Annotated in this window: 19 protein-coding genes, 1 tRNA gene and 1 riboswitch; of the genes, 7 read left to right on the plus strand and 13 right to left on the minus strand. The window is 70.0% G+C overall.

Features of this window, described 5'->3' with window-relative positions:
- The first annotated feature begins 13 nt into the window (after window positions 1–13).
- Entirely contained in the window at window positions 14–298 is a 285-nt protein-coding gene (locus ACFVT5_RS12110; protein ID WP_389884857.1) for a GNAT family N-acetyltransferase, read from the plus strand.
- Here ACFVT5_RS12110 and ACFVT5_RS12115 read toward each other — a convergent pair.
- The 3 genes from ACFVT5_RS12115 to ACFVT5_RS12125 are packed head-to-tail and all read right to left on the minus strand — an operon-like array spanning window position 295 to window position 3,220.
- On the minus strand, window positions 295–1,080 hold the full coding sequence (locus tag ACFVT5_RS12115) for an ABC transporter ATP-binding protein (RefSeq protein ID WP_389884860.1): 786 nt from the start codon (window positions 1,078–1,080) through the stop codon (window positions 295–297). The two genes, ACFVT5_RS12110 and ACFVT5_RS12115, sit on opposite strands and share 4 nt — an antisense overlap.
- A complete protein-coding gene (locus ACFVT5_RS12120; protein WP_389885290.1) occupies window positions 1,077–2,144 on the minus strand; it encodes a FecCD family ABC transporter permease in 1,068 nt (355 codons plus the stop codon). The genes ACFVT5_RS12115 and ACFVT5_RS12120 overlap by 4 nt, the downstream gene beginning before the upstream one ends.
- A 59-nt stretch (window positions 2,145–2,203) precedes the next feature.
- Entirely contained in the window at window positions 2,204–3,220 is a 1,017-nt protein-coding gene (locus ACFVT5_RS12125; protein WP_389884863.1) for an ABC transporter substrate-binding protein, read from the minus strand.
- Between the two features lie 256 nt (window positions 3,221–3,476).
- A riboswitch (cobalamin riboswitch) is annotated at window positions 3,477–3,604 on the minus strand.
- Between the two features lie 177 nt (window positions 3,605–3,781).
- On the opposite strand from ACFVT5_RS12125, the gene ACFVT5_RS12130 reads away from it, so the two are divergent.
- Window positions 3,782–6,031 carry an APC family permease gene (locus ACFVT5_RS12130; protein WP_389884866.1) on the plus strand — a complete coding sequence of 750 codons (2,250 nt, stop codon included), beginning with the start codon at window positions 3,782–3,784 and terminating at the stop codon, window positions 6,029–6,031.
- A 450-nt stretch (window positions 6,032–6,481) separates the two neighbouring features.
- Entirely contained in the window at window positions 6,482–7,552 is a 1,071-nt protein-coding gene (locus ACFVT5_RS12135; RefSeq protein ID WP_389884869.1) for a GlxA family transcriptional regulator, read from the plus strand.
- Here the strand turns inward: ACFVT5_RS12135 and ACFVT5_RS12140 are convergent.
- Window positions 7,453–8,022, minus strand: a complete 570-nt coding sequence (locus ACFVT5_RS12140; protein ID WP_389884872.1) for a hypothetical protein — start codon at window positions 8,020–8,022, stop codon at window positions 7,453–7,455. The two genes, ACFVT5_RS12135 and ACFVT5_RS12140, sit on opposite strands and share 100 nt — an antisense overlap.
- A gap of 322 nt (window positions 8,023–8,344) precedes the next feature.
- Between ACFVT5_RS12140 and ACFVT5_RS12145 the strand changes: the two genes are divergently transcribed.
- Complete coding sequence (locus tag ACFVT5_RS12145) at window positions 8,345–8,509, plus strand: hypothetical protein (RefSeq protein ID WP_389884875.1); 165 nt, start codon at window positions 8,345–8,347, stop codon at window positions 8,507–8,509.
- 58 nt (window positions 8,510–8,567) lie between these two features.
- Here ACFVT5_RS12145 and ACFVT5_RS12150 read toward each other — a convergent pair whose 3' ends face one another.
- Together ACFVT5_RS12150 and ACFVT5_RS12155 are read right to left on the minus strand one after the other, a co-directional pair.
- Complete coding sequence (locus ACFVT5_RS12150; protein WP_389884877.1) at window positions 8,568–9,044, minus strand: DUF2637 domain-containing protein; 477 nt, start codon at window positions 9,042–9,044, stop codon at window positions 8,568–8,570.
- Between the two features lie 173 nt (window positions 9,045–9,217).
- A tRNA-Thr gene (locus ACFVT5_RS12155) sits at window positions 9,218–9,294 on the minus strand.
- A 218-nt stretch (window positions 9,295–9,512) separates the two neighbouring features.
- Between ACFVT5_RS12155 and ACFVT5_RS12160 the strand changes: the two genes are divergently transcribed.
- From ACFVT5_RS12160 to ACFVT5_RS12170, 3 genes are all read left to right on the plus strand, one after another.
- Entirely contained in the window at window positions 9,513–10,649 is a 1,137-nt protein-coding gene (locus ACFVT5_RS12160; protein ID WP_389884880.1) for an ABC transporter ATP-binding protein, read from the plus strand.
- A gap of 211 nt (window positions 10,650–10,860) precedes the next feature.
- On the plus strand, window positions 10,861–11,304 hold the full coding sequence (locus ACFVT5_RS12165) for a hypothetical protein (RefSeq protein WP_389884883.1): 444 nt from the start codon (window positions 10,861–10,863) through the stop codon (window positions 11,302–11,304).
- A 50-nt stretch (window positions 11,305–11,354) separates the two neighbouring features.
- On the plus strand, window positions 11,355–12,086 hold the full coding sequence (locus tag ACFVT5_RS12170; protein ID WP_389884886.1) for an NDP-sugar synthase: 732 nt from the start codon (window positions 11,355–11,357) through the stop codon (window positions 12,084–12,086).
- Window positions 12,087–12,215: 129 nt separating this feature from the next.
- Here the strand turns inward: ACFVT5_RS12170 and ACFVT5_RS12175 are convergent, their stop codons facing one another.
- From ACFVT5_RS12175 to ACFVT5_RS12205, 7 genes are all read right to left on the minus strand, one after another.
- A complete protein-coding gene (locus ACFVT5_RS12175; protein WP_389884889.1) occupies window positions 12,216–13,877 on the minus strand; it encodes a DoxX family membrane protein in 1,662 nt (553 codons plus the stop codon).
- 116 nt (window positions 13,878–13,993) lie between these two features.
- Window positions 13,994–14,938 carry a 23S rRNA (guanosine(2251)-2'-O)-methyltransferase RlmB gene (gene rlmB, locus ACFVT5_RS12180; RefSeq protein ID WP_389884892.1) on the minus strand — a complete coding sequence of 315 codons (945 nt, stop codon included), beginning with the start codon at window positions 14,936–14,938 and terminating at the stop codon, window positions 13,994–13,996.
- Window positions 14,939–14,993: 55 nt separating this feature from the next.
- Complete coding sequence (gene cysS, locus ACFVT5_RS12185) at window positions 14,994–16,394, minus strand: cysteine--tRNA ligase (protein ID WP_389884894.1); 1,401 nt, start codon at window positions 16,392–16,394, stop codon at window positions 14,994–14,996.
- An 82-nt stretch (window positions 16,395–16,476) separates the two neighbouring features.
- Window positions 16,477–16,881 carry a PPOX class F420-dependent oxidoreductase gene (locus tag ACFVT5_RS12190; protein ID WP_389884897.1) on the minus strand — a complete coding sequence of 135 codons (405 nt, stop codon included), beginning with the start codon at window positions 16,879–16,881 and terminating at the stop codon, window positions 16,477–16,479.
- Window positions 16,882–17,000: 119 nt separating this feature from the next.
- The gene (gene ispF, locus ACFVT5_RS12195) at window positions 17,001–17,513 is read right to left on the minus strand and encodes a 2-C-methyl-D-erythritol 2,4-cyclodiphosphate synthase (protein WP_389884900.1); all 513 of its coding nucleotides are present in this window, start codon (window positions 17,511–17,513) and stop codon (window positions 17,001–17,003) included.
- Entirely contained in the window at window positions 17,503–18,261 is a 759-nt protein-coding gene (gene ispD / locus ACFVT5_RS12200) for a 2-C-methyl-D-erythritol 4-phosphate cytidylyltransferase (protein WP_389884903.1), read from the minus strand. The genes ispF and ispD overlap by 11 nt, the downstream gene beginning before the upstream one ends.
- A 366-nt stretch (window positions 18,262–18,627) precedes the next feature.
- Complete coding sequence (locus ACFVT5_RS12205; protein ID WP_003953493.1) at window positions 18,628–19,110, minus strand: CarD family transcriptional regulator; 483 nt, start codon at window positions 19,108–19,110, stop codon at window positions 18,628–18,630.
- Between the last annotated feature and the right edge of the window lie 474 nt (window positions 19,111–19,584).

Raw genomic sequence — 19,584 nt, forward strand, 5'->3', positions numbered from 1 at the left:
TGCACACGAACCGATGTCAACGAATTATGTTGAACAATCTGTTCAAAGTACGCTCTACGCCCTGCCCGGTAATTGGGGCACCGGCGTCGGACGGCAGCTGATGGGAGCCGTGTTGACGGCGCTCGAAGAGGCCGCGTACCCGCACGCCACCCTCTGGGTCCTGGAACGCAATGAACGCGCCCGGCGCTTCTACGAGGCCGCCGGCTGGCACGCGGACGGCACGGCCGTCATCGACACCACCGGCGGAGCCCCCCTCAACAAACTCCGCTACCGCCGCCCGCTCCGGACGGATCGCTAGCCGGAGAGCAGCGTCACCTGGGGCACACCCGTGCGCGGGTGCGCGGTGATGTCCGCCTCGACCCGGTACACCTCCGACAGCAGCGCGGGGGTCAGGACCTCCGCGGGAGTGCCCATGGTGACCACCCGGCCGGCGTCCAGGACACAGAGCCGGTCGCAGAACGTCGCGGCGAGATTGAGGTCGTGCAGCGCGACGACGGCCGTGACACCGAGGCGGCGGACGAGCCGGAGCGCGTCCAACTGGTGCCGCAGATCAAGGTGGTTGGTCGGCTCGTCAAGGACCATCGTCCCGGCCCGCTGGGCAAGCGCGCGGGCGATCAGGACGCGTTGCTTCTCACCGCCCGACAGCCGGTCGAAGGGCGCGTCCGCGAGGTGGGCGGCGTCGAGTTCCGTCAGCGCGGCCGTGACGAGGGCGCGGTCGTCGGAGTCGTCGCCCTCGAAGGGGCGTTTGTGCGGGGTACGGCCCATGGCGACCACCTCGTACACGGTGAGTTCGAAGTCGCCCGCGTGGTCCTGCGGTACGGCGGCCAGTCGCCGGGCCAGGCGTTTGCCGGGCGTCCGCCAGACATCGGCGCCGTCCACGAGGACCCGCCCGTACGTGGGGCGCAGCGCGCGGTACACCGTCCGCAGGAGGGTGGATTTGCCGGCGCCGTTCGGACCGACCAGACCGACCACCTCGCCCGGAGCCACCGCCAAGGACACCTCGTGGACGAGGGGCCGGCCGTCGACGACCACCGAGACGGCGTCGATGTCCAGCGTGCCGGGTTCGAGTGAGTCCGTCATACCGACCTCCCGCGCATCAGCCAGAGGAAGAACGGGCCGCCGACCAGCGCCGTGAGAATGCCTACGGGAATCTCCTCGGGCCTCATCAGCGTGCGCGCGGCCAGATCGGCGGCGATCAGGAACGCGGCGCCCAGCAGTGCGGCGGCCGGCAGCGCACGGCGATGGTCGGCGCCCACCAGGAGCCGTACGACATGCGGCATGATCAGGCCGACGAAACCGATCTGGCCGCTGACCGCGACGATCGTGCCGATCATCAGCGCGACCAGCGTGAACAGCGCGGCCCGGAAGCGGTGCACGTCCAGGCCCAGCGCCGTGGCCGCCTCCTCCCCCGCGAGCAGCAGATTCAACGGGCGGCAGACACCCAGCAGTACGGCGGTGCCGAGCAGCACCGCGCCCGCCGGAATCCACACCATCGTCCAGGTGGTGCCGGCCACCCCGCCGAGCATCCAGCGGAGCGCCGACTGCGTCTTGTGCGGATCGTTCGAGGTGACGATGAGGAAGCTGGCCACCGCCGACAGCACCTCGGCCATGGCCACGCCCGCCAACACAAGCCGTACGGTGGTCATCCGGCCGCCGGAACGGGCGAGGAAGTACACCGCGATCAGCGCCGCCAGCGCACCGCAGAAGGCGGCGATCGGCAGCGAGAACGCACCGAACAGCGTCAGGTTGAAGACCAGGACGAGAACCGCGCCGACGCTCGCGCCGGAGGACACGCCAAGCAGCATCGGGTCGGCGAGCGGATTGCGGACCAGCGCCTGCAACGCCATACCGGCCACCGAAAGACCCGCCCCGACCACCGCGCAGAGCAGCACGCGGGGCAGCCGGACATCCGTGACGATGGTCTCGCGCGCCGCCGACCAGGTCGGTTCGACCAGACCGGGATGGACCTGGTGGAGCAGGATGCCCCAGACGTCCCCCGCCGGAATGCCGATCGAACCGGCCGCGATACCGAAGGTCGCCGCGACCAGCACGAGGGCACCGAGCCCGGCCAGGACCAGGGGGTAGGGAATCCGACGACGGCGGTACGTGGGTGCCGAAGCCGGTACGGGTATGGGTACCGGCACCTCGGTCGTCCCGGCCGCCCCGGTCGTCTCCCCCACTCCGGTCGTCTCGCTCGCTCCGGTCACCGGAAGCGTTCCGGATGGAGTTGCCGGGCCAGCGACTCCACCGCCGCGGGTACCCGTACGCCCAGCACGGTGGACGACAGGGGCAGCACCGCGAACCGCTCGTTCTTGATCGCGGGCACATCCCGCAACGCCGGGTTGGTGAGCAGGAACTTCTTCTTCTGCTCGACGGTCTGGTCACCGTAGTCATAGATGAGGATGACGTCCGGCGCCCGATCGGCCACCTGCTCGAACGACACATCACCGAACGCCTTGTCGACGTCGGCGAAGAGGTTCGTCGCGCCGGCCCGCTCGATCATGGCGTTGCCGATGCCCGTACCGCCCGCGGTGAAGGCGGTCTTGTCGCCGCTGTCGTACACGAAGAGCTTGACCGGATCCACGCCGTCGAGGCGGCCGTCGACTCCGTCCAGCGTGGTGTGCAGCGCCTTCACCTGCCGCTCGGCCCGCTCCGGGACGCCGAAAACCTTGGCGACATCCCGGATCTCCTTGTCCACCATGGACATCGTCACGGCCCCGGACGCACAACTCTCCCCATTCAGCCGGGTGTTGATCCCCGCCTTGGTGAACGTGTCCCGGCTGCGCCCCTCCTTCTCGTCGAAGGTGGACGCGAAACCGCCGTACACGAAGTCGGGTTCGGCGGCGAGCAGCGCCTCGTAGGACGGGTACTCCTTGGCGAGCACCTTGATCTTGTCGTACGCGGGTCGGTACGCGGGGAGGACCGCGTCGTCGAGATAGCCCGTACCGATCACCGACTTCTCCAGACCGAGGGCGAGCATCACCTCGGTCGCGTGCTGGTTCAGCGAGACCGCGCGCCGGGGCGGTCGCTCGTACGTCGTCTTCACACCGCAGTTGGAGACGGTGACCGGGAAGCCCTTCACGGCCGGTCCCTCCGCGTCGCCGGATTTCTCCCCGGCGCTTCCGCCGCAGCCGGATGCCAGCAGGACCGAGGCCAGGAGCAGGGGGAGCGGCAGGCGCAGGCGCCGGGGCAGGGAGAGCGAGCGTATGCCCGTCGTCATGGGACGGTTCCTCTCAGGGCGGAGGGGGGTTCCGGCGGTCATCGCGCGTCCCTGGACGAAGGGCGGGCCACACGGCACGGGCACAAGCAGGGGCACTGGCACGGGCACGGGCACCAATGGCCCCGGCGGTTTCGCGGCGATCGGTTTCGCGGCGATCGGTCTGTCGGCGGTCCCGTCCCCGGGTTGCCTAGCAGGCATGCCGAACCACCCTCCTCCAGGGAAATCCGCCCTGGGTTCATCGAGGTGGCGACCGCGTGAGTCTCCTGGCTCTCGGGTCGAGGCTCGTCCCGGCCTTCCCACCCGTTTCCGGGCAGTGGCCTCGTATGGGACTCGCTCGCCGATCACAGTGGCGGGACCGCGCCGGATTCACACCGGCTTCCTCGTCCGCCGTCGCCTTGTCGCCGAGCATCATCGCACCCGGCGCACACGCCCCGTCATCCGGCCATGGCTCCCGGCTCCCGGCTCCCGGCTCCCGGCTCCCGGCTCCCGGCTCCCGGCTCCCGGTCCGGCCTACGGCATGTCAGGACGCCCGCGTGACCTTGATCGACCACACTGCCGCTCGTGACCGAAACATCCGGAGGTCGGGACGCGGCGTCGGCGGGGCCGCCCGGACCCGCCGCGCGACTGCTGGAACTGGACGAGGAACAGCAACGCGCCCTGCGCCAGGTGGGCCGCGAGTGGGGTGAGGTGTCCGCGCCGCCCGAGACATGGCGTCGCGCGCTGCCCGTGGACCCCGACCTGGGGAAGTTCCCGCCGCGGGCGCAGCTCCAACCCGCCCGGTTCGGACGTCTGGTGGCCCTGACGCCCTTGGGGGCGCGTATGCCGGGCGAGCAGATCGACGAGGAGGAGGAGCCGCCCGCCGGGCGGCTGGGGCGCGCCGGGGCGTGGAGCCGGCGGATCCTCCTCGGTACACCGCTGAAGAGTTCCGCCCTGGTGTCCGAGCGGATGCGCAAGCTCGTCGCGCTGCCCGTGCTGTCCGCCGACGCGCTGTCGTCGGTCGCGTACGGTCCCGAGGCGATGCTCGCGGTCCTCGTGCTCGCGGGCACGGCGGGGCTCGCGTACTCGTTCCCGATCTCCGCCGCGATCGTGTTCCTGATGCTGGCGGTCGGCCTGTCGTACCGGCAGACGATCCGCGCGTACCCGCACGGCGGTGGCTCGTACATCGTGGCCGGCGACAATCTGGGCCCGGTGGCCGGTCTGGTCGCCGCGGCGGGTCTGATGACCGACTACGTGCTGACCGTCGCGGTGTCGATCGCCTCGGGCGTGGCGGCCATCACCTCGGCGATTCCCTCGCTGGCCTCGGACACGGTGCTCATCGGCGTCGTCGTGATCGTCGTTCTGCTCGCGGGCAATCTGCGCGGTATCCGGCAGGCGGGCGCGCTGTTCGCCGCGCCGACGTACGCGTTCATCGTCGCGATGTTCGCGCTCATCGTGGCCGGGCTCGTCGACTCGGCGGGGACTGACTTCCGGCCGCAGCCGACCCCGGCGGTCACAGCCACCGAGGGCGCGACGCTGTTCCTGATCATGCGGGCCTTCTCGTCCGGCGCCACCGCGATGACCGGTATCGAGGCGATCTCCAACGCGGTACCGGCGTTCAAGCCCGTCGAGTGGCGGCAGGCCCGTACGACGCTGACCTGGATGGTCGGGCTGCTCATCGCGATGTTCGCCGGGATCATCGTCGTCATCCATCTCACCGGTGTGGTGCCCAGCGGCAAGGAGACGATCCTCTCCCAACTGGCGCACCTCAGCTTCGGATCCGGCTGGATGTACGTCTTCGTGCAGGCGGCCACCGCGGCCGTGCTGCTCCTCGCCGCGAACACGGCGTACAACGACTTCCCGCGCGTACTGTCCCTCCTGGCGCGGGACGACTACGCGCCCCGGACCTTCATGCGCCTGGGCGACCGCCTCGCCTACAGCAACGGCATCATCGTCCTGTCGCTGGCCGCCGCCCTGGTCTTCGTGGCGTTCAACGGGCAGACGGGGGCGCTGATCCCGCTGTACGCGGTCGGCGTCTTCCTCGCCTTCACGCTCTCGCAGGCCGGGATGGTCGTGCACTGGTGGCGGCTGCGGGACCGGCACTGGCGCAAGAGCATGTGCTTCAACGCGGTGGGGGGTCTCCTGTCGGCCGTGGTGTTCATCACCGCGGGTATCAGCAAGTTCACCTCGGGCGCGTGGGTGGCGATCGTCGCCGTCGGCCTCTTCCTGCTGGTGACGCTGCGGATCCGCCACCATTACGCGACGGTCCGGGAGGCGTTGCGGCTGCGCCCGCACACGGTGGAACTGCCGGCACCCGGCGCGGAGGGCCCGCCTTGCGTACCGGTGCGCCATGACGAGCCTCCGGAGGGAACCGAGAAGGGCGGGGACAAGGGAGACAAGGGGGACAACGGTGAGAACGAGGAGTCGCCCGAGGAGATCCGGAACCTGTCGGTCGTCGCCCTCGCGACCCTCGACCTGGCGGGCATGCGCGCCCTCGCCTACGCGGCGTCACTCCGGCAACCGGTACTCGCCCTCCACATCAGCCTCACGCCCGAGGAGGCCGAACGGGTGCGCGCGTACTGGACGTTGTGGGGCGACCACCTCCCCCTGGAGATCGTGGTCTCCCCCTACCGGGCGACCGTCGCCCCCCTCGTCCACTACATCGAGGCCCTGCACCGCCAGCACCCCGACCTCACCCTCACGGTGATCCTCCCGGAACTCGTCACCCGCCACCGCCGCCACCAACTCCTCCACAGCCGCACCGCCACCCGCCTGCGCCGGTCCCTGCGCCCGGTCCCGAAAATCGTGATCACGACGGTGCCGTTCCATGTGTAGGCGTTCGGTGAGTAGGCGTGCGTAGCTGATGGGTGATCCCATCCCCGTCGCTACTAGCTGTGGACTCTTCGCATACCGGGGAAGGCGGCGTGATGATCAATGAGCGGATACGGGCGGCCGGGCTTGAACGGGGATGGCTGACCCAGGGGAAAGGCGCCGCGGAAGTAAGCCGCGCCGGCCGCGCAGCCCCGGGTGACGGTCGTTTCGAGGTCTCCGAGCGCACGTACCGCGGGTGGGAGTCCGCAATCCCGGGGTGGCCACGGCAGGACTGCGTAGCGGCGCTGCGGACGGCATTCGGCACCGGGCCTGAACTTCTGGGCTTTACAGTCACGGCAGCTGTAGTTCGTGATCTTACGGTTCGGTGATCATCCGACCGCGGTGGTCAACCAGCCGCAGCAACATCTCCCGACTCCGTGGTCGCGGCTTGGTCGGTCGCAGTACGGTCATCGCATGGACGAGCACACAGCCGTGGTCGTCGTCGGCTATCCCGGCGCAGAGCTGCTCGACATCGCCTGCCTGACCACGGCGTTCGACTATGCGAACCGAGCTGGAGCCACGCCGGCCTATCGGGTGCGTGTGGTGACACCGGCAGGTCGGCCGATCGGCTGCCAGTCCGGACTGACACTGCAGGCGCAAGGCGCCCTTGAGCGGCTTCGCGGACCGGTGGACACGGTCGTCGTGTCGGGCGGTGAGGGGCACGAGGCGGCCGCTGCGAACAGCGGACTGGTCGCGCATGTCCGCCGGCTGGCGCATGTGGCCCGACGTGTCGCGTCGGTGTGCACGGGCGCCTCGGTACTCGCCGCGGCCGGACTGCTCGACGGTCGTCGCGCCACCACGCACTGGCTGTTCGCCGACCTGCTTGCCGCCAGCTATCCCGCGGTCCGCGTGGACCCGGCGCCCATTTACATCCGCGACGGCCGCGTGACAACGGCGGCCGGGGTCAGCAGCGCGCTGGACCTGGCGTTGGCGTTCATCGAGGAGGACCACGGCGGGGAGCTGGCCCGCCAAGTGGCACGTGGCCTGGTCACATACCTCCAACGACCGGGAAACCAGGCACAGATGAGTATGTTTGTCGCCGCTCCGGCCCCAGCCAACGACCTGATACGCGAGGTGGCGGCGATGATACGCAACGCGCCGGACGCCGACCTGCGGATCACCGCGCTCGCCACCCGCGTCGGCGTGAGCGAACGCCACCTCACCCGTCTCTTCCTCGCCCACACGGGGCAGACCCCGGCCCGCTATGTGCGTCTCGCGCGGACCGAAGCCGCCGCGCGTCTCCTCGCGTCGAGCCGGCTGTCCCTGGCTCGGATCGCCGCCCGCTGCGGCTTCACGTCCGCCGAGACGCTGCGCCAGGCTTTCGTGGCCCGGTACGGCGTCACGCCCTCGCACTATCGGGCCTCCCAGGTGAGCAAGCCGGTCGGTCAGGCCACCGCCACCACAACGGCGCCAAACCCCAACGGCACGTCCAGCAGCATGCAGAACTCGGCCAACGACTTGGGCACCACCTCATTGCGCAGGTAGTGGAGCAGATCCCATGCGGCGTGCGCCACCAGCACCAGCCCGGCCAGCGCCAGTCCGAGCCGTGGCGCAAGGAAGAGCGCGGCCACCGCTAGGCAGCCGTACCCGAGCAGGGCGACGGTCTGCGCGGTGAGAGCAGGGCGGGACACGCGTGTGACCAGGCCGACGACAACGAGCGTCAGGGCCGCGATCCCGACACCGCCCCACCACACCAGGCCGGCCAGTTCGCTGACGACGACCACTGCAGAGCCGCCGGCGACTCCGGCCCAGGCCATCCACGGCCGGTTCAACGCCGCCGCGCCGAGGTAGCAGAGCGTGGCCACGCACAGCACGATCGCCACCGATTCCCGCTGAACGCCGGTGGCGAGCTGGAAGACAGCGGCCGCCAGCCCGAGCGCACTCGGCCAGCGGTACAGGACAGCGTGTCGGCCGCGTGCTTCAGCAGTCGCGGCCACGGGTTTCGCAGTTGTCATGCCGACGACCGTGCCCGCCACGCGGCCGCCGCGTCGAGTCCACACCGATCAGCGGTCCGGAATCCTGGGAAAGCTGTCAGCCAGACCCGTACGCGGCGTCCAGCCGCACGGACACAGCAGTTGCGGTTCTTGATCACGCTGGTCTCGTCACGTCGTCGCGGCGGAGGCGACGTTGTTCCAGTGGCGGTGTGCGTCGGTCGCCCGGTGCTGGTGTTGGCGTCGCCACGCGGACCAGTGCGGCAACTCGTGGCCCCGTCGCTCCACCCCAACGACAGCGCGACAGCTGTCTTGGAACCCCTGGGGGGAGGTCTCCCTCGCCGACATGCAGCTCGGCACGACCTTGTCCAGCCTGATCGGACGGATCACCGACGACACCCCCGATATCCTCGGTATCTCAGGGACGTTCGGTCAGCACGACCTCATGGTCGAACTGCTCGACGCCGCGTACGCGCTCGCATGCGTAGGCCGCACGGACACTCTGGTCTGACTCCGCACCCCTTCACGGAACGCCTCGCGCCGCCCGCTCAGGACGCTGGTGGCGGACATCAACTGCACGGTGCCACCCCGCGTAGCTGCCCGGACGGGGTACTCCCGGTGGCGAGGGGACAACGGGCATGGAAGGGCCATGGCCGTTCCTCGAATGGCAGACCACGGCGTTGAAGGCGTGGCGGAGAGGTCATCGCAACTAGCTCCGGGAGGGCTGGATTCGACCTGTCCGTCGCCAGCGAGCAAGGACCGCGCCCGTAGTTATTGGTGCCCGCCGCCCGGTCGAGTTCCGCACCCGTCGGCGTACCTCCCTCGGCCCGCCGCCGCTGGATGCCCAGCAAGAACGCCATCCAGACCATGCTCCGCGTCCGGCGGCCGGTCTGATGGGCGGGCTTCAGCAGGCCGACCGTCGCGAGCAGCAGCAGACCGTCGACGGACAGCGGCCACAGCGTGGCGCTGGTGCCGTCGGCCCCGCCCTGAAAGGCGAAGGCTCGCTGATGGATGTAGGAGGCGTACGCGGCCACAGACGCGACCACCAGGGCACAGCCTCGCCGCACCCATTGCTCAAGACCAACAGCCCGAAAAACGCCCACATCGGACTTTCTGGGCGCGGTCACTGTGGATCACCGCCCCTGCGGCGGGGCTTCGGCAGCCGAACCGTCGCCGAAACCACCAGCTCACGGGCCTGCCCACGAGTTGTCCACGCAGTTGGAGCCCCCTGTCGGATTCGAACCGACGACCTTCGCTTTACAAGAGCGGCGCTCTGACCAGCTGAGCTAAGGAGGCGTTGCCCGAGCAGTGTACCCAGAGCCGGGAGCGGTCCCGACGGGAATTACGTCGAAGTTCACAGGGTCCCGGCTACTGACAGATCGGGTGAACGCCAGGTAGCGTCCAGAGTCGGTCCACCCAGGTGGACTACACCACTGCGGAACACCCCGCGGTGGCTCACCTTCTTTACTCGGATCGTCCGGCACGTTCCTGCCGGTGAAGGGGGCTTCACAGCCATGGCAACTGTCTCGTTCGACAAGGCGACCCGGATCTACCCGGGCTCCGAAAAGCCCGCCGTCGACGGCCTGGAAATCGAGATCGAGGACGGCGAGTTCCTCGTCCTGGTCGGCCCGTCCGGTTGCGGCAAGTCGACCTCGCTCCGCATGCTGGCCGGCCTGGAGGACGTCAACGCCGGCGCCATCCGCATCGGTGAGCGCGACGTCACGCACCTCCCGCCGAAGGACCGGGACATCGCGATGGTGTTCCAGAACTACGCGCTGTACCCGCACATGACCGTCGCCGACAACATGGGCTTCGCCCTGAAGATCGCCGGCGTCAACAAGGCCGAGATCCGCCAGAAGGTCGAGGACGCCGCGAAGATCCTCGACCTCACCGAGTACCTCGGCCGCAAGCCGAAGGCGCTCTCCGGCGGTCAGCGCCAGCGCGTCGCGATGGGCCGCGCGATCGTCCGTGAGCCGCAGGTGTTCCTCATGGACGAGCCGCTGTCGAACCTCGACGCCAAGCTCCGTGTCTCGACCCGTACGCAGATCGCGTCGCTCCAGCGCCGCCTCGGCGTCACCACCGTGTACGTCACCCACGACCAGGTCGAGGCCCTGACCATGGGCGACCGGGTCGCCGTACTCAAGGACGGGCTGCTCCAGCAGGTCGAGTCGCCGCGCAACATGTACGACAAGCCCGCCAACCTCTTCGTCGCCGGCTTCATCGGCTCCCCCGCGATGAACCTGGTCGAGGTCCCGATCACCGACGGCGGCGTGAAGTTCGGCAACTCGGTCGTGCCGGTCAACCGCGAGGCCCTCGCCGCCGCGGCCGACAAGGGTGACACCACCGTCACGGTCGGCATCCGCCCCGAGCACTTCGACGTGGTCGAGCACAACGGCGCCGCCGCCAAGGCCCTCACCAAGGAGGCCGACGACGCCCCGGCCGGCCTCGCCGTCCGCGTGAACGTCGTCGAGGAACTCGGCGCCGACGGCTACGTCTACGGCACCGCCGAGGTGAACGGCGAGCAGAAGGACCTCGTCGTCCGCGTCGGCGGCCGTGAGGTCCCGGACAAGGGTGTCGAGCTGCACGTCGTGCCGCGGCCCGGTGAGACCCATGTGTTCTCGACGTCGACGGGCGAGCGCCTCTCCGACTGAGCCCCGCAGAAACACGTAACTCAGGGCCACGCAGCCCTCAGGAGCCCCGCGCACACCGCGCGGGGCTCCCTTGCGTTGTCGACAAATACCCCGGCACAGGGGACATTTCGAGTACCGTGCGTCAACACCCGCGAAGAAAAGGACGCGTTGCCGTCCCTCTACCGAGTGACTAAATGTCGCCAAATCATCACTGGCCGCTACGCTCACACGCGTGACGCCTTCGCACTCCTACAAGACGCAGCCTCGGCGCGGCCCCGCCCGCCGTATCGGCCGCTCCCTCGCCTTCGTCCTGCCCGTCGTTCTGGTGCTCTCGGGCACCCTCGCGGTCACCAGTGTCAACTGGTCGGGCAACTCATCGGACTCGGTGCTCACCGCCTCCGCGGAGAATGTATCGAGCCGGGCCAAGTCCCGCGCGCCGCAGGACGTTCTGCGCGACCGGCTTCTCCTGGAACTCCAGGAGAAGGACCCGGGCGTGGCCCTGACGCACCTCCAGGAGGAGATCAACCGCAAGCCCTCGCTGGCCGAGCACTGCGTCTCCATCGCCCGCGCGCTGGGCCGCGCCGCCGTCCGCACCTACGGACCGTCCCGCGCCCAGTCGTACGCCCGCCCGGTCTGCGACACCTCCTTCGCCTCGGGCGTCGCCGCCCAGACCTGACCCGCACCGGTAACAGTCCCCCGGTATCAGTCCCCCCGTACAGTTCGGGCATGACCGATCCGAACGCCCACGCGCGTCCGACGCAAGCCGTGGTCCTGGCAGGCGGCCAGGGCTCACGGCTGCGCCCGTACACCGACGACCGGCCGAAGCCGATGGTCGAGATTCCCGGCACCGGGACCCCGATCATCGGCCATCAGCTCGCCTGGCTCGCCGAGGAGGGGGTGACGGACGCGGTCGTCTCGTGCGGCCACCTCGCCGAGGTGCTCCAGAAGTGGCTGGACTCGGCGGACCTCCCCCTGCGCGTCACCACGGTGGTCGAGACGGAGCCGCTGGGCCGCGGCGGCGGACTCAAGTACGCCGCCGCCCACCTGCCGCACACCGACGAGCCGTGGTACGCGACGAACGGCGACATCTGGACGCGTTTCTCACTGCGCGAGATGGCCGCCTTCCACACCGAGCGTGACGCGACCGCGACCCTGGCCCTGGCCCGCCCCCGCATTCCGTGGGGCGCCGTCGAGACCGACACCTTCGGTCACATCACGGACTTCGTAGAGGCCCCGCCGTCCCCGTATCTGATCAACGCCGGTGTGTACGTGTTCTCCGCCGCCTTCACCGAGTTGCTGCCCGACCGCGGCGACCATGAGCGGACCACCTTCCCCCGCCTGGCCCGGGAGAAGCGCCTGGCCGGCTTCCCGCTGCCGCAGGGCGCGTACTGGCGGGCCATCGACACCGCCAAGGACCTCACCGAGGCGTCGAAGGAACTGGCCGCCGCCCGCTCCTGAGCACTCTCCGCACACCGAGAGCCGAACACCGCGATCCGAACATCGAGAGCTGAACACCGAGAACCTGAACACCGAGAAGGGCCCGGCACACCCGTGCCGGGCCCTTCTCGCCGTCCGTCGTCGGGACCGTCAGCCGCCTCCGCCGATCAGACCGCCCACCAGACCCGGCTTACGCCCGGAGTCGCCCCCGGAACCGCCCGATCCGCCGGTGCCGCCCCCGGTGGAGCCGCCCGATCCCGTACCGCCGTCGCTGCCGCCGCCCGTATCGGGCCCGGCACTGGTCGCCGGGGCCTGCTGCGGCGGGGCCGTCTGCTGGGGCGGCGCCTGGCCCGCGGTGCCCTGTGTCTGGCTGGGCTGCCCGGCAGTCGTCGCGCCCGCCGTCTCGCGCGCCGTATCGCCGGGCGCGGACGCGGACTTGGAGGGAGGGGCGGACGCGCCGCCCTGCTGGCCCTGCGTCGGCGTACCGGACGCGGACGGGCTCTGACTGCCCTCGTCCGGCCGACCGGGCTCCTGCGGCAGCGGGGAGCCGGGGAGTTGGTTGCGCGGGGACTCGCCGGGACCCGGCACCGTGACCCGGTCCGCGTCCCGTACGGCGCCGCCGAGCAGCGAGCCGATGAGCAGCGTCACGCCGACAACGACGGCCGCGACGAGCCCGCCGCGCCGCAGTACGCGCCGTCGCAGCTCCCACAGTTCGGCCCGCGGCCCGAGCGTGCGCCATGCCTCGGACGCGAGCCTTCCGTCGACCGAGTACACCGGGGCACCCGCGATGATCAGAGGGGACCAGGCGGCCAGGTAGATGATGTCGGGCGCGTCGTACGCCGGTACGGTCTTCCAGCTCACGGTGAGGATGAGCGCGGCCGAGAGCAGCGCGCCCACGACGGCCGCGACCCGCTGCCAGAGCCCGAGCACCGTCAGTACGCCGACGATGACCTGGAAGAACGCGATGCACAGTCCGGCGCCGACCGGGTGCTGGAGCGCGAAGTCGCGCAGCGGCTCGGCGAGCGCCCAAGGGTGCAGCGAGTTCAGCCACTTGACCATGGAGCCGCGTTCGCCGCCGTCGAAGTAGACGGGGTCGCACAGCTTGCCCATGCCCGCGTAGATGGAGATGAAGCCGAGGAAGACGCGGAGCGGAAGCAGCACCACGCCCAGGTTCATCCGGCGGCCCGGGTAGTAGGCGTGCCGTACCGGGTCGGCGCCGTGCCTGCGGCTGGTGGGCTCCTCGCCCACCTGGTCGAGTCCGTAGGAGTCCTCGAACTCGTCGAACTGGTCGGTCTCGTAAGGGAGTTCGTCGTAGGCGCTGCCCGCGCTGCGCATCTGCGCGGGGAGCAGCCGGGTCTCGGGTGAGGCCGCGCGGTAGGGCTCGGTGAGGCCGGGGGTCTCGACGGTGTCGTCGAAGGCGATCCGCGGGATGACCTGCGTGGCTCCGCCGTCGCCGACCGGCTCGCCGTCGGCGTGGCGCACGCTGCTGCCCCGTACGGCCTGGAGCAGTCCGGTGGCGCCGGGGTCGCCAGGGGCGGACCGGCCGCTCCAGACGACGGGGGCGCGACGGCGCGCGCGGCCCGCGCCGGCGGCGGGGATACGCGCGCTCTCCTGGGCGGCGCTCTGGTGCCGCGCGATGCGCGGGGACCGCGTCTGCGGCGCGGTGGGGAGCTGCACGCGGAAACTCGCATGATTGACGATGACCTGCGCCGGATCGCTCGGCACCTTCACCATGCTCAGCGCGGGAGCGTCGTCGAATCCCGACGAGCGGTCCCCCGTGGGTGTGCGGGGTGTTCTGGTGTCCACACTCATCTAACCGAGTGACGCGAGGTTTGGACACTGCCTTGACCCGGCCCAAATGTCCGGGCCGCGTCAAAGATCAGTTACACCCCCTCCGGACCGGTTGATCCGGACTCGGGAAAGGACCTTCAGGCCCGGCGTCGGGCGGCCTCGTACAGCACAACTCCCGCCGCCACACCGGCGTTCAGCGACTCGGCGCCGCCCGGCATCGGGATCCGGACCCGGTAGTCACAGGTCTCGCCCACGAGTCGGGACAGGCCCTTGCCCTCGCTGCCGACGACGATGACGACCGGCCCACCGAGCGCGTCGAGTTCACCGACCTCGGTGTCCCCGTCGGCGGCGAGTCCGACGACGACGATGCCCGCCTTCTTGTACGCCTCCAGGGCCCGCGTCAGATTCGTCGCCCGCGCCACCGGCGTACGGGCCGCGGCGCCGGCCGAGGTCTTCCAGGCACCGGCGGTCATCCCGGCGGCGCGCCGCTCGGGTACGACGACACCGTGGCCGCCGAACGCGGAGACGGACCGGACCACGGCACCGAGGTTGCGCGGGTCGGTGACGCCGTCGAGGGCGACGATCAGCGGGTCGGCGCCCTCGTCGTACGCGGCGGACGCGAGGTCCTCCGGGTGCGCGTACTCGTACGGCGGGACCTGGAGGACGAGGCCCTGGTGGTTGAGGCCGTTGGTCATCCGGTCGAGTTCGGCGCGGGGGGCTTCCATGAGGTGGATGCCGCCGCGCTCAGCGGCGAGCTGGAGCGCTTCGCGGACCCGCTCGTCGTTGTCCACGAACTGCTGGACGTAGAGCATCGTGGCGGGCACGCCCTCGCGCAGCGCCTCGACCACCGGGTTGCGGCCGACGACGAACTCGGACGTGCCCTTGCCGCCCCGGCCCCGGGGGGTCGCGGGACGGCCGGTCGCGCGGCGGACCTTGGCATTCGCGGCGCGCTGCTTGGCGTGCCCCTTACGCATCTCCGCGGGCGGAGTGGGGCCCTTGCCTTCGAGTCCCCTGCGCCGCTGGCCGCCACTGCCGACCTGCGCGCCCTTCTTGCCGGACATGCGGCGGTTGTGAGCGGCCATGACCTACCTGTTCTCTGGATGATGGAACAACTGATGGAACAGCTGTCGGTGTGCGTCAGCGCGGGCCGAGGGTCCAGCGCGGGCCCTGCGGGGAGTCCTCGATGACGAGTCCCGTCTGGTTGAGCTGGTCGCGGATGGCGTCGGCGGTCGTCCAGTCCTTACGGGTCCTGGCGGACTCGCGCTGCTGGAGCACCAGGCGTACGAGGGTGTCGACCACGCCGTGCAGGTCCTCGCCCCGGTCCGTCTCCCCTGACCAGTGCGGGTCGAGCGGGTCGAGCCCGAGGACACCGAGCATCGCACGGACCTCGGCGAGCCGGGCGACGGCGGCTTCCTTGTCGTCGGCGGCCAGCGCGCTGTTGCCCTGCCGGACCGTGGTGTGCACCACGGCGAGCGCCTGCGGCACCCCGAGGTCGTCGTCCATCGCCTCGGCGAACGCGGGCGGCACCTCGGCGGCGGCCGGAACGGTCTCCCCGGCCTTCTCGCTGACGCGCTGGATGAACCCCTCGATCCGGGCGAACGCCGACTCGGCCTCGCGCAGGGCTTCCTCGCTGTACTCGATGGTCGAGCGGTAGTGCGGGGTGCCCAGGTAGTACCGCAGGACGATGGGCCGCCAGTGCTTGACCATCTCGCTCACGAGCACCGAATTGCCGAGCGACTTGGACATCTTCTCGCCGCTCATGGTGACCCACGAGTTGTGCACCCAGTACCGCGCGAACTCGTCGCCGTACGCCTTGGCCTGCGCGATCTCGTTCTCGTGGTGCGGGAAGATCAGGTCGATGCCGCCGCCGTGGATGTCGAAGGCGGTGCCCAGGTACTTGTGCGCCATGGCCGAGCACTCCAGGTGCCAGCCGGGGCGGCCACGGCCCCACGGGGTCTCCCAGGACGGCTCGCCCGGCTTGGCGGCCTTCCACATCGCGAAGTCGCGGGAGTCGCGCTTGCCGGTCTCGCCCTCGCTCTCCGGCTGAAGCAGATTGTCGAGTTCCTGGTTCGACAGCTGGAGATAGCCGGGGAAGGACTTCACGTCGAAGTAGACGTTGCCCTCGGACTCATAGGCGTGGCCGCGCTCGATGAGGCCGCGCATCATCTCGACCATCTCGGTGATGTGGCCGGTGGCGCGGGGCTCATAGCTGGGCGGGAGGCAGCCGAGCGCGGCATAGCCGTCGTTGAACGCGCGCTCGTTCTTGTACCCGATCGACCACCAGGGGCGGTGCTGTTCGGCCGACTTCCGGATGATCTTGTCGTCGATGTCGGTCACATTGCGGATGAACGTCACGTCGTACCCGCGGTACTCGAACCAGCGGCGCATGATGTCGAAATTCAGCCCGGACCTGATGTGCCCGATGTGCGGGGCGGCCTGCACGGTGGCGCCACAGAGGTAGATCGAGACACAGCCCGGGGTGAGCGGGACGAAGTCACGGATCTGCCGGGCGCTGGTGTCGTACAGGCGAATGGTCACCCCTCCAGGGTAGTGGGCGCAGGGCAGTGCCCCGCGACCCTTGGGCCGAGGGGCACCGATTCGTGACCGCGCCTTGGAGGGGTCAGATCCGGCCGACGACCTTGCGGGGCGTGATCCGGACGACGACACGGACCTCGTCCTCGGGGGAGTCCGGGTTGAACTCACCGTACGGCTTACCCGTGTACTTCACCGACAGCTCATCGATCAGCTCCTGGCCGCCCTCGGTGGTGAGATCGGCGGTGCCACGGATCTCGGCGTAGCTGTACGGGGCGTCGACGGGCTGGACGACGACCGTGAGCCGGGGGTCACGTCGGAGGTTCTGCTCCTTGCGACGCCCGACGATGGTGGAGAACAGCACGTCGTCACCGTCACGCTTCACCCAGACCGGGGACACCTGCGGGCTCCCGTCGGGCTGGATGGTGGCGACCGTGAGGAACACGGGGGTGTCGAGGAGTTCCTTGAGCTGGGCGGACAACTGGGCGGACATGACGACCTTTCCACGGGTACGGAGTTCCGGCCCCCGATCCTGCCGCGCCCCCGAATCCCGGCACCGCATTGGCTCCCGGCGGGTTCCGGCGGGTCATCGCGTGCCGGGCACCCGATCGGTCAGGGCGTCGCGGGGACGACCAAGGCCGTTGCGATGGCTGCCAGTCCCTCTTCCCGGCCGGTCAGGCCGAGGCCGTCCGTTGTGGTGCCCGAGACGGAGACGGGGGCGCCGGCGGCCTTGGTCAGGGCCTGCTGGGCCTCGTCGCGCCGCTTGCCGATCTTGGGGCGTACGCCGATGACCTGGACGGCGATGTTGCCGATCTCGAAGCCTTCGGCACGGACGATCCGGGCGGCCTCGGCGAGCAGCGTCACGCCCGACGCACCGGACCACTCGGGCCGCGACGTACCGAAGTGGGCGCCGAGGTCGCCGACGCCCGCGGCCGAGAACAGGGCGTCGCAGGCGGCGTGCGCGGCGACGTCCCCGTCGGAGTGCCCGGCGAGCCCGTACTCCTCGTCGGGCCAGAGCAGGCCCGCGCACCACAGTTCGCGGCCCCGCTCGAAGGCGTGCACATCGGTGCCGACGCCGATCCGTGGCAGCGGGATGCCCGCGGTCCCGGAGGTCTCAGTAGCCATCGTTCGCCCTCCTGCGAGCCAGGACCGCCTCGGCGAGGACGAGGTCCAGCGGCCGGGTCACCTTGAACGCCTCCTCGTGGCCGGGAACCAGGACCACCGGCTCGCCCATGCGCTCCACCAGCCCCGCGCAGTCCGTCGCGCCCTCACCGTCGACGGTGACGCCGGCGTGCGCGCGTACGAGTGTGTCGTGGTCGAAGCCCTGCGGGGTCTGCACGGCCCGCAGCCGGGCCCGCTCCGGCGTCGCGACGACCGGCTCGGGCTCACCGTACGGACGCGGCTCGACCTCCTTGACGGTGTCGGCGAGCGGCAGCGCCGGTACGACGGCGGGGGCGCCGTCCCGTACCGCCTCGATGACCGCGTCGACCGTGTCGACCGGCACCAGCGGGCGGGCCGCGTCATGGACGAGGACGATGCCGATACCGGGCGGCAGCGCGTCCAGACCGAGCCGGACGGACTCCTGGCGGGTCTCACCGCCGGGCACGACGAGAAAATCGGTGCGGTCCGGCAGCGCGTTCGCGTCGAGCAGGGCCTTGACCTCGGGCGCGCCGTCGGACGGTGCGACCACGACGACCAGGGACACGGACCGCGACGCGGCCATCGCGCGCACCGCGTGGACCAGCATCGGAGTGCCGCCCAGGGTGCGGAGCGCTTTGGGGGCGCCGGGGCCGAGGCGCACGCCCCGGCCGGCGGCGGGAATCACGGCCGCGGTACGCGGGAGCGGCGGTGACGGGCGCGAATCGTCAGACATCGGCAGACATCGGTTCCGTTCAGGTTTGTTTGCTCGGCCGACATGGGTATGGCCACAGCGTGCCGGGCGCGACACCTCGACCGAACCCTTCCGTGACACGGTCGAGTGAGCGTCCGGGCCCGGCACGCAAGTGTCAGGGCAAGGGCACAGTCAGAACACATGACACAGGTCATGGCACAAGGGGCGGGGCCGGCACGCGGGGTCACGACTCAGCACCGTGACCCGTAGCAGATCAGGGCCGTGGCGGGTGTACGAACATGCCGCAGCGCCCGGCGACAGACCGTGCTTCCCAGCACAGGCGTCATCGGGCACCGCGGCATCGCTATGCGTCGGGGCGTATCGGATCCGGGCAGCGGATCCGCTGCGTCAGGACGCGAGGACCTCGTCGAGAAGTGCCTCGGCCTTGTCCTCGTTGGTGTTCTCCGCGAGAGCCAGCTCGCTCACCAGGATCTGGCGAGCCTTGGCGAGCATGCGCTTCTCACCGGCGGACAGTCCACGCTCGCGCTCGCGACGCCACAGGTCGCGCACTACCTCCGCGACCTTGATGACATCGCCGGATGCGAGCTTTTCGAGATTTGCCTTGTAACGACGCGACCAGTTCGTGGGCTCCTCGGCATACGGCGCGCGCAGCACCTCGAAGACCCGGTCCAGCCCGTCCTGACCGACCACATCACGTACGCCGACGAACTCCGCATTGTCCGCTGGCACACGCACCGTCAGGTCACCCTGGGCGACCTTCAGCACCAAGTAGGTCTTGTCCACGCCTTTGATCTGGCGAGTTTCGATAGCCTCGATCAGCGCGGCCCCGTGATGGGGATAGACCACGGTGTCGCCAACCTTGAACGTCATGTGACAGGTACCCCTTCCGTGGCTATCCAGGGTAACACGAGAACGGCGTCTTCTGAATGGCGTTTTCGCAGGTCAGGGCATATCTCGGGGCTTGACAACCACGACAGGAACGTGCTGCGGAGGGGTCGCGGAGGCCGCTGCGCGCCGGGTATGCGCAGGTCGGAGCGGCTGTCCGGGTGGGGAGAAACGCGCACGTCACACACAGGGGAAGGGCACGCCAAGTGGCCGAACGTCCCGTTTTGCCGGGTTCGTAAGGGCGTACTTCTTCGAGTTCCCGCTACTCCGTTCGGCGGTCGGAGCGCTGTCCGAACAGAATCAGGACACGCGCGGAGAGAATCGGGAATTGATCATCGAGTGGCGTGATCAATTCCTGTGAGCGGCTTGCATTCCTTAACGAAAAATCCGCAAGCGGTCGCTCGGGGGCTTATGTGAATGGTGAACGAGCGGGCAATACGACCGTGGGTGCCGGTGCTG

Source organism: Streptomyces sp. NPDC058001 (assembly GCF_042886315.1).
Taxonomy (GTDB): domain Bacteria; phylum Actinomycetota; class Actinomycetes; order Streptomycetales; family Streptomycetaceae; genus Streptomyces.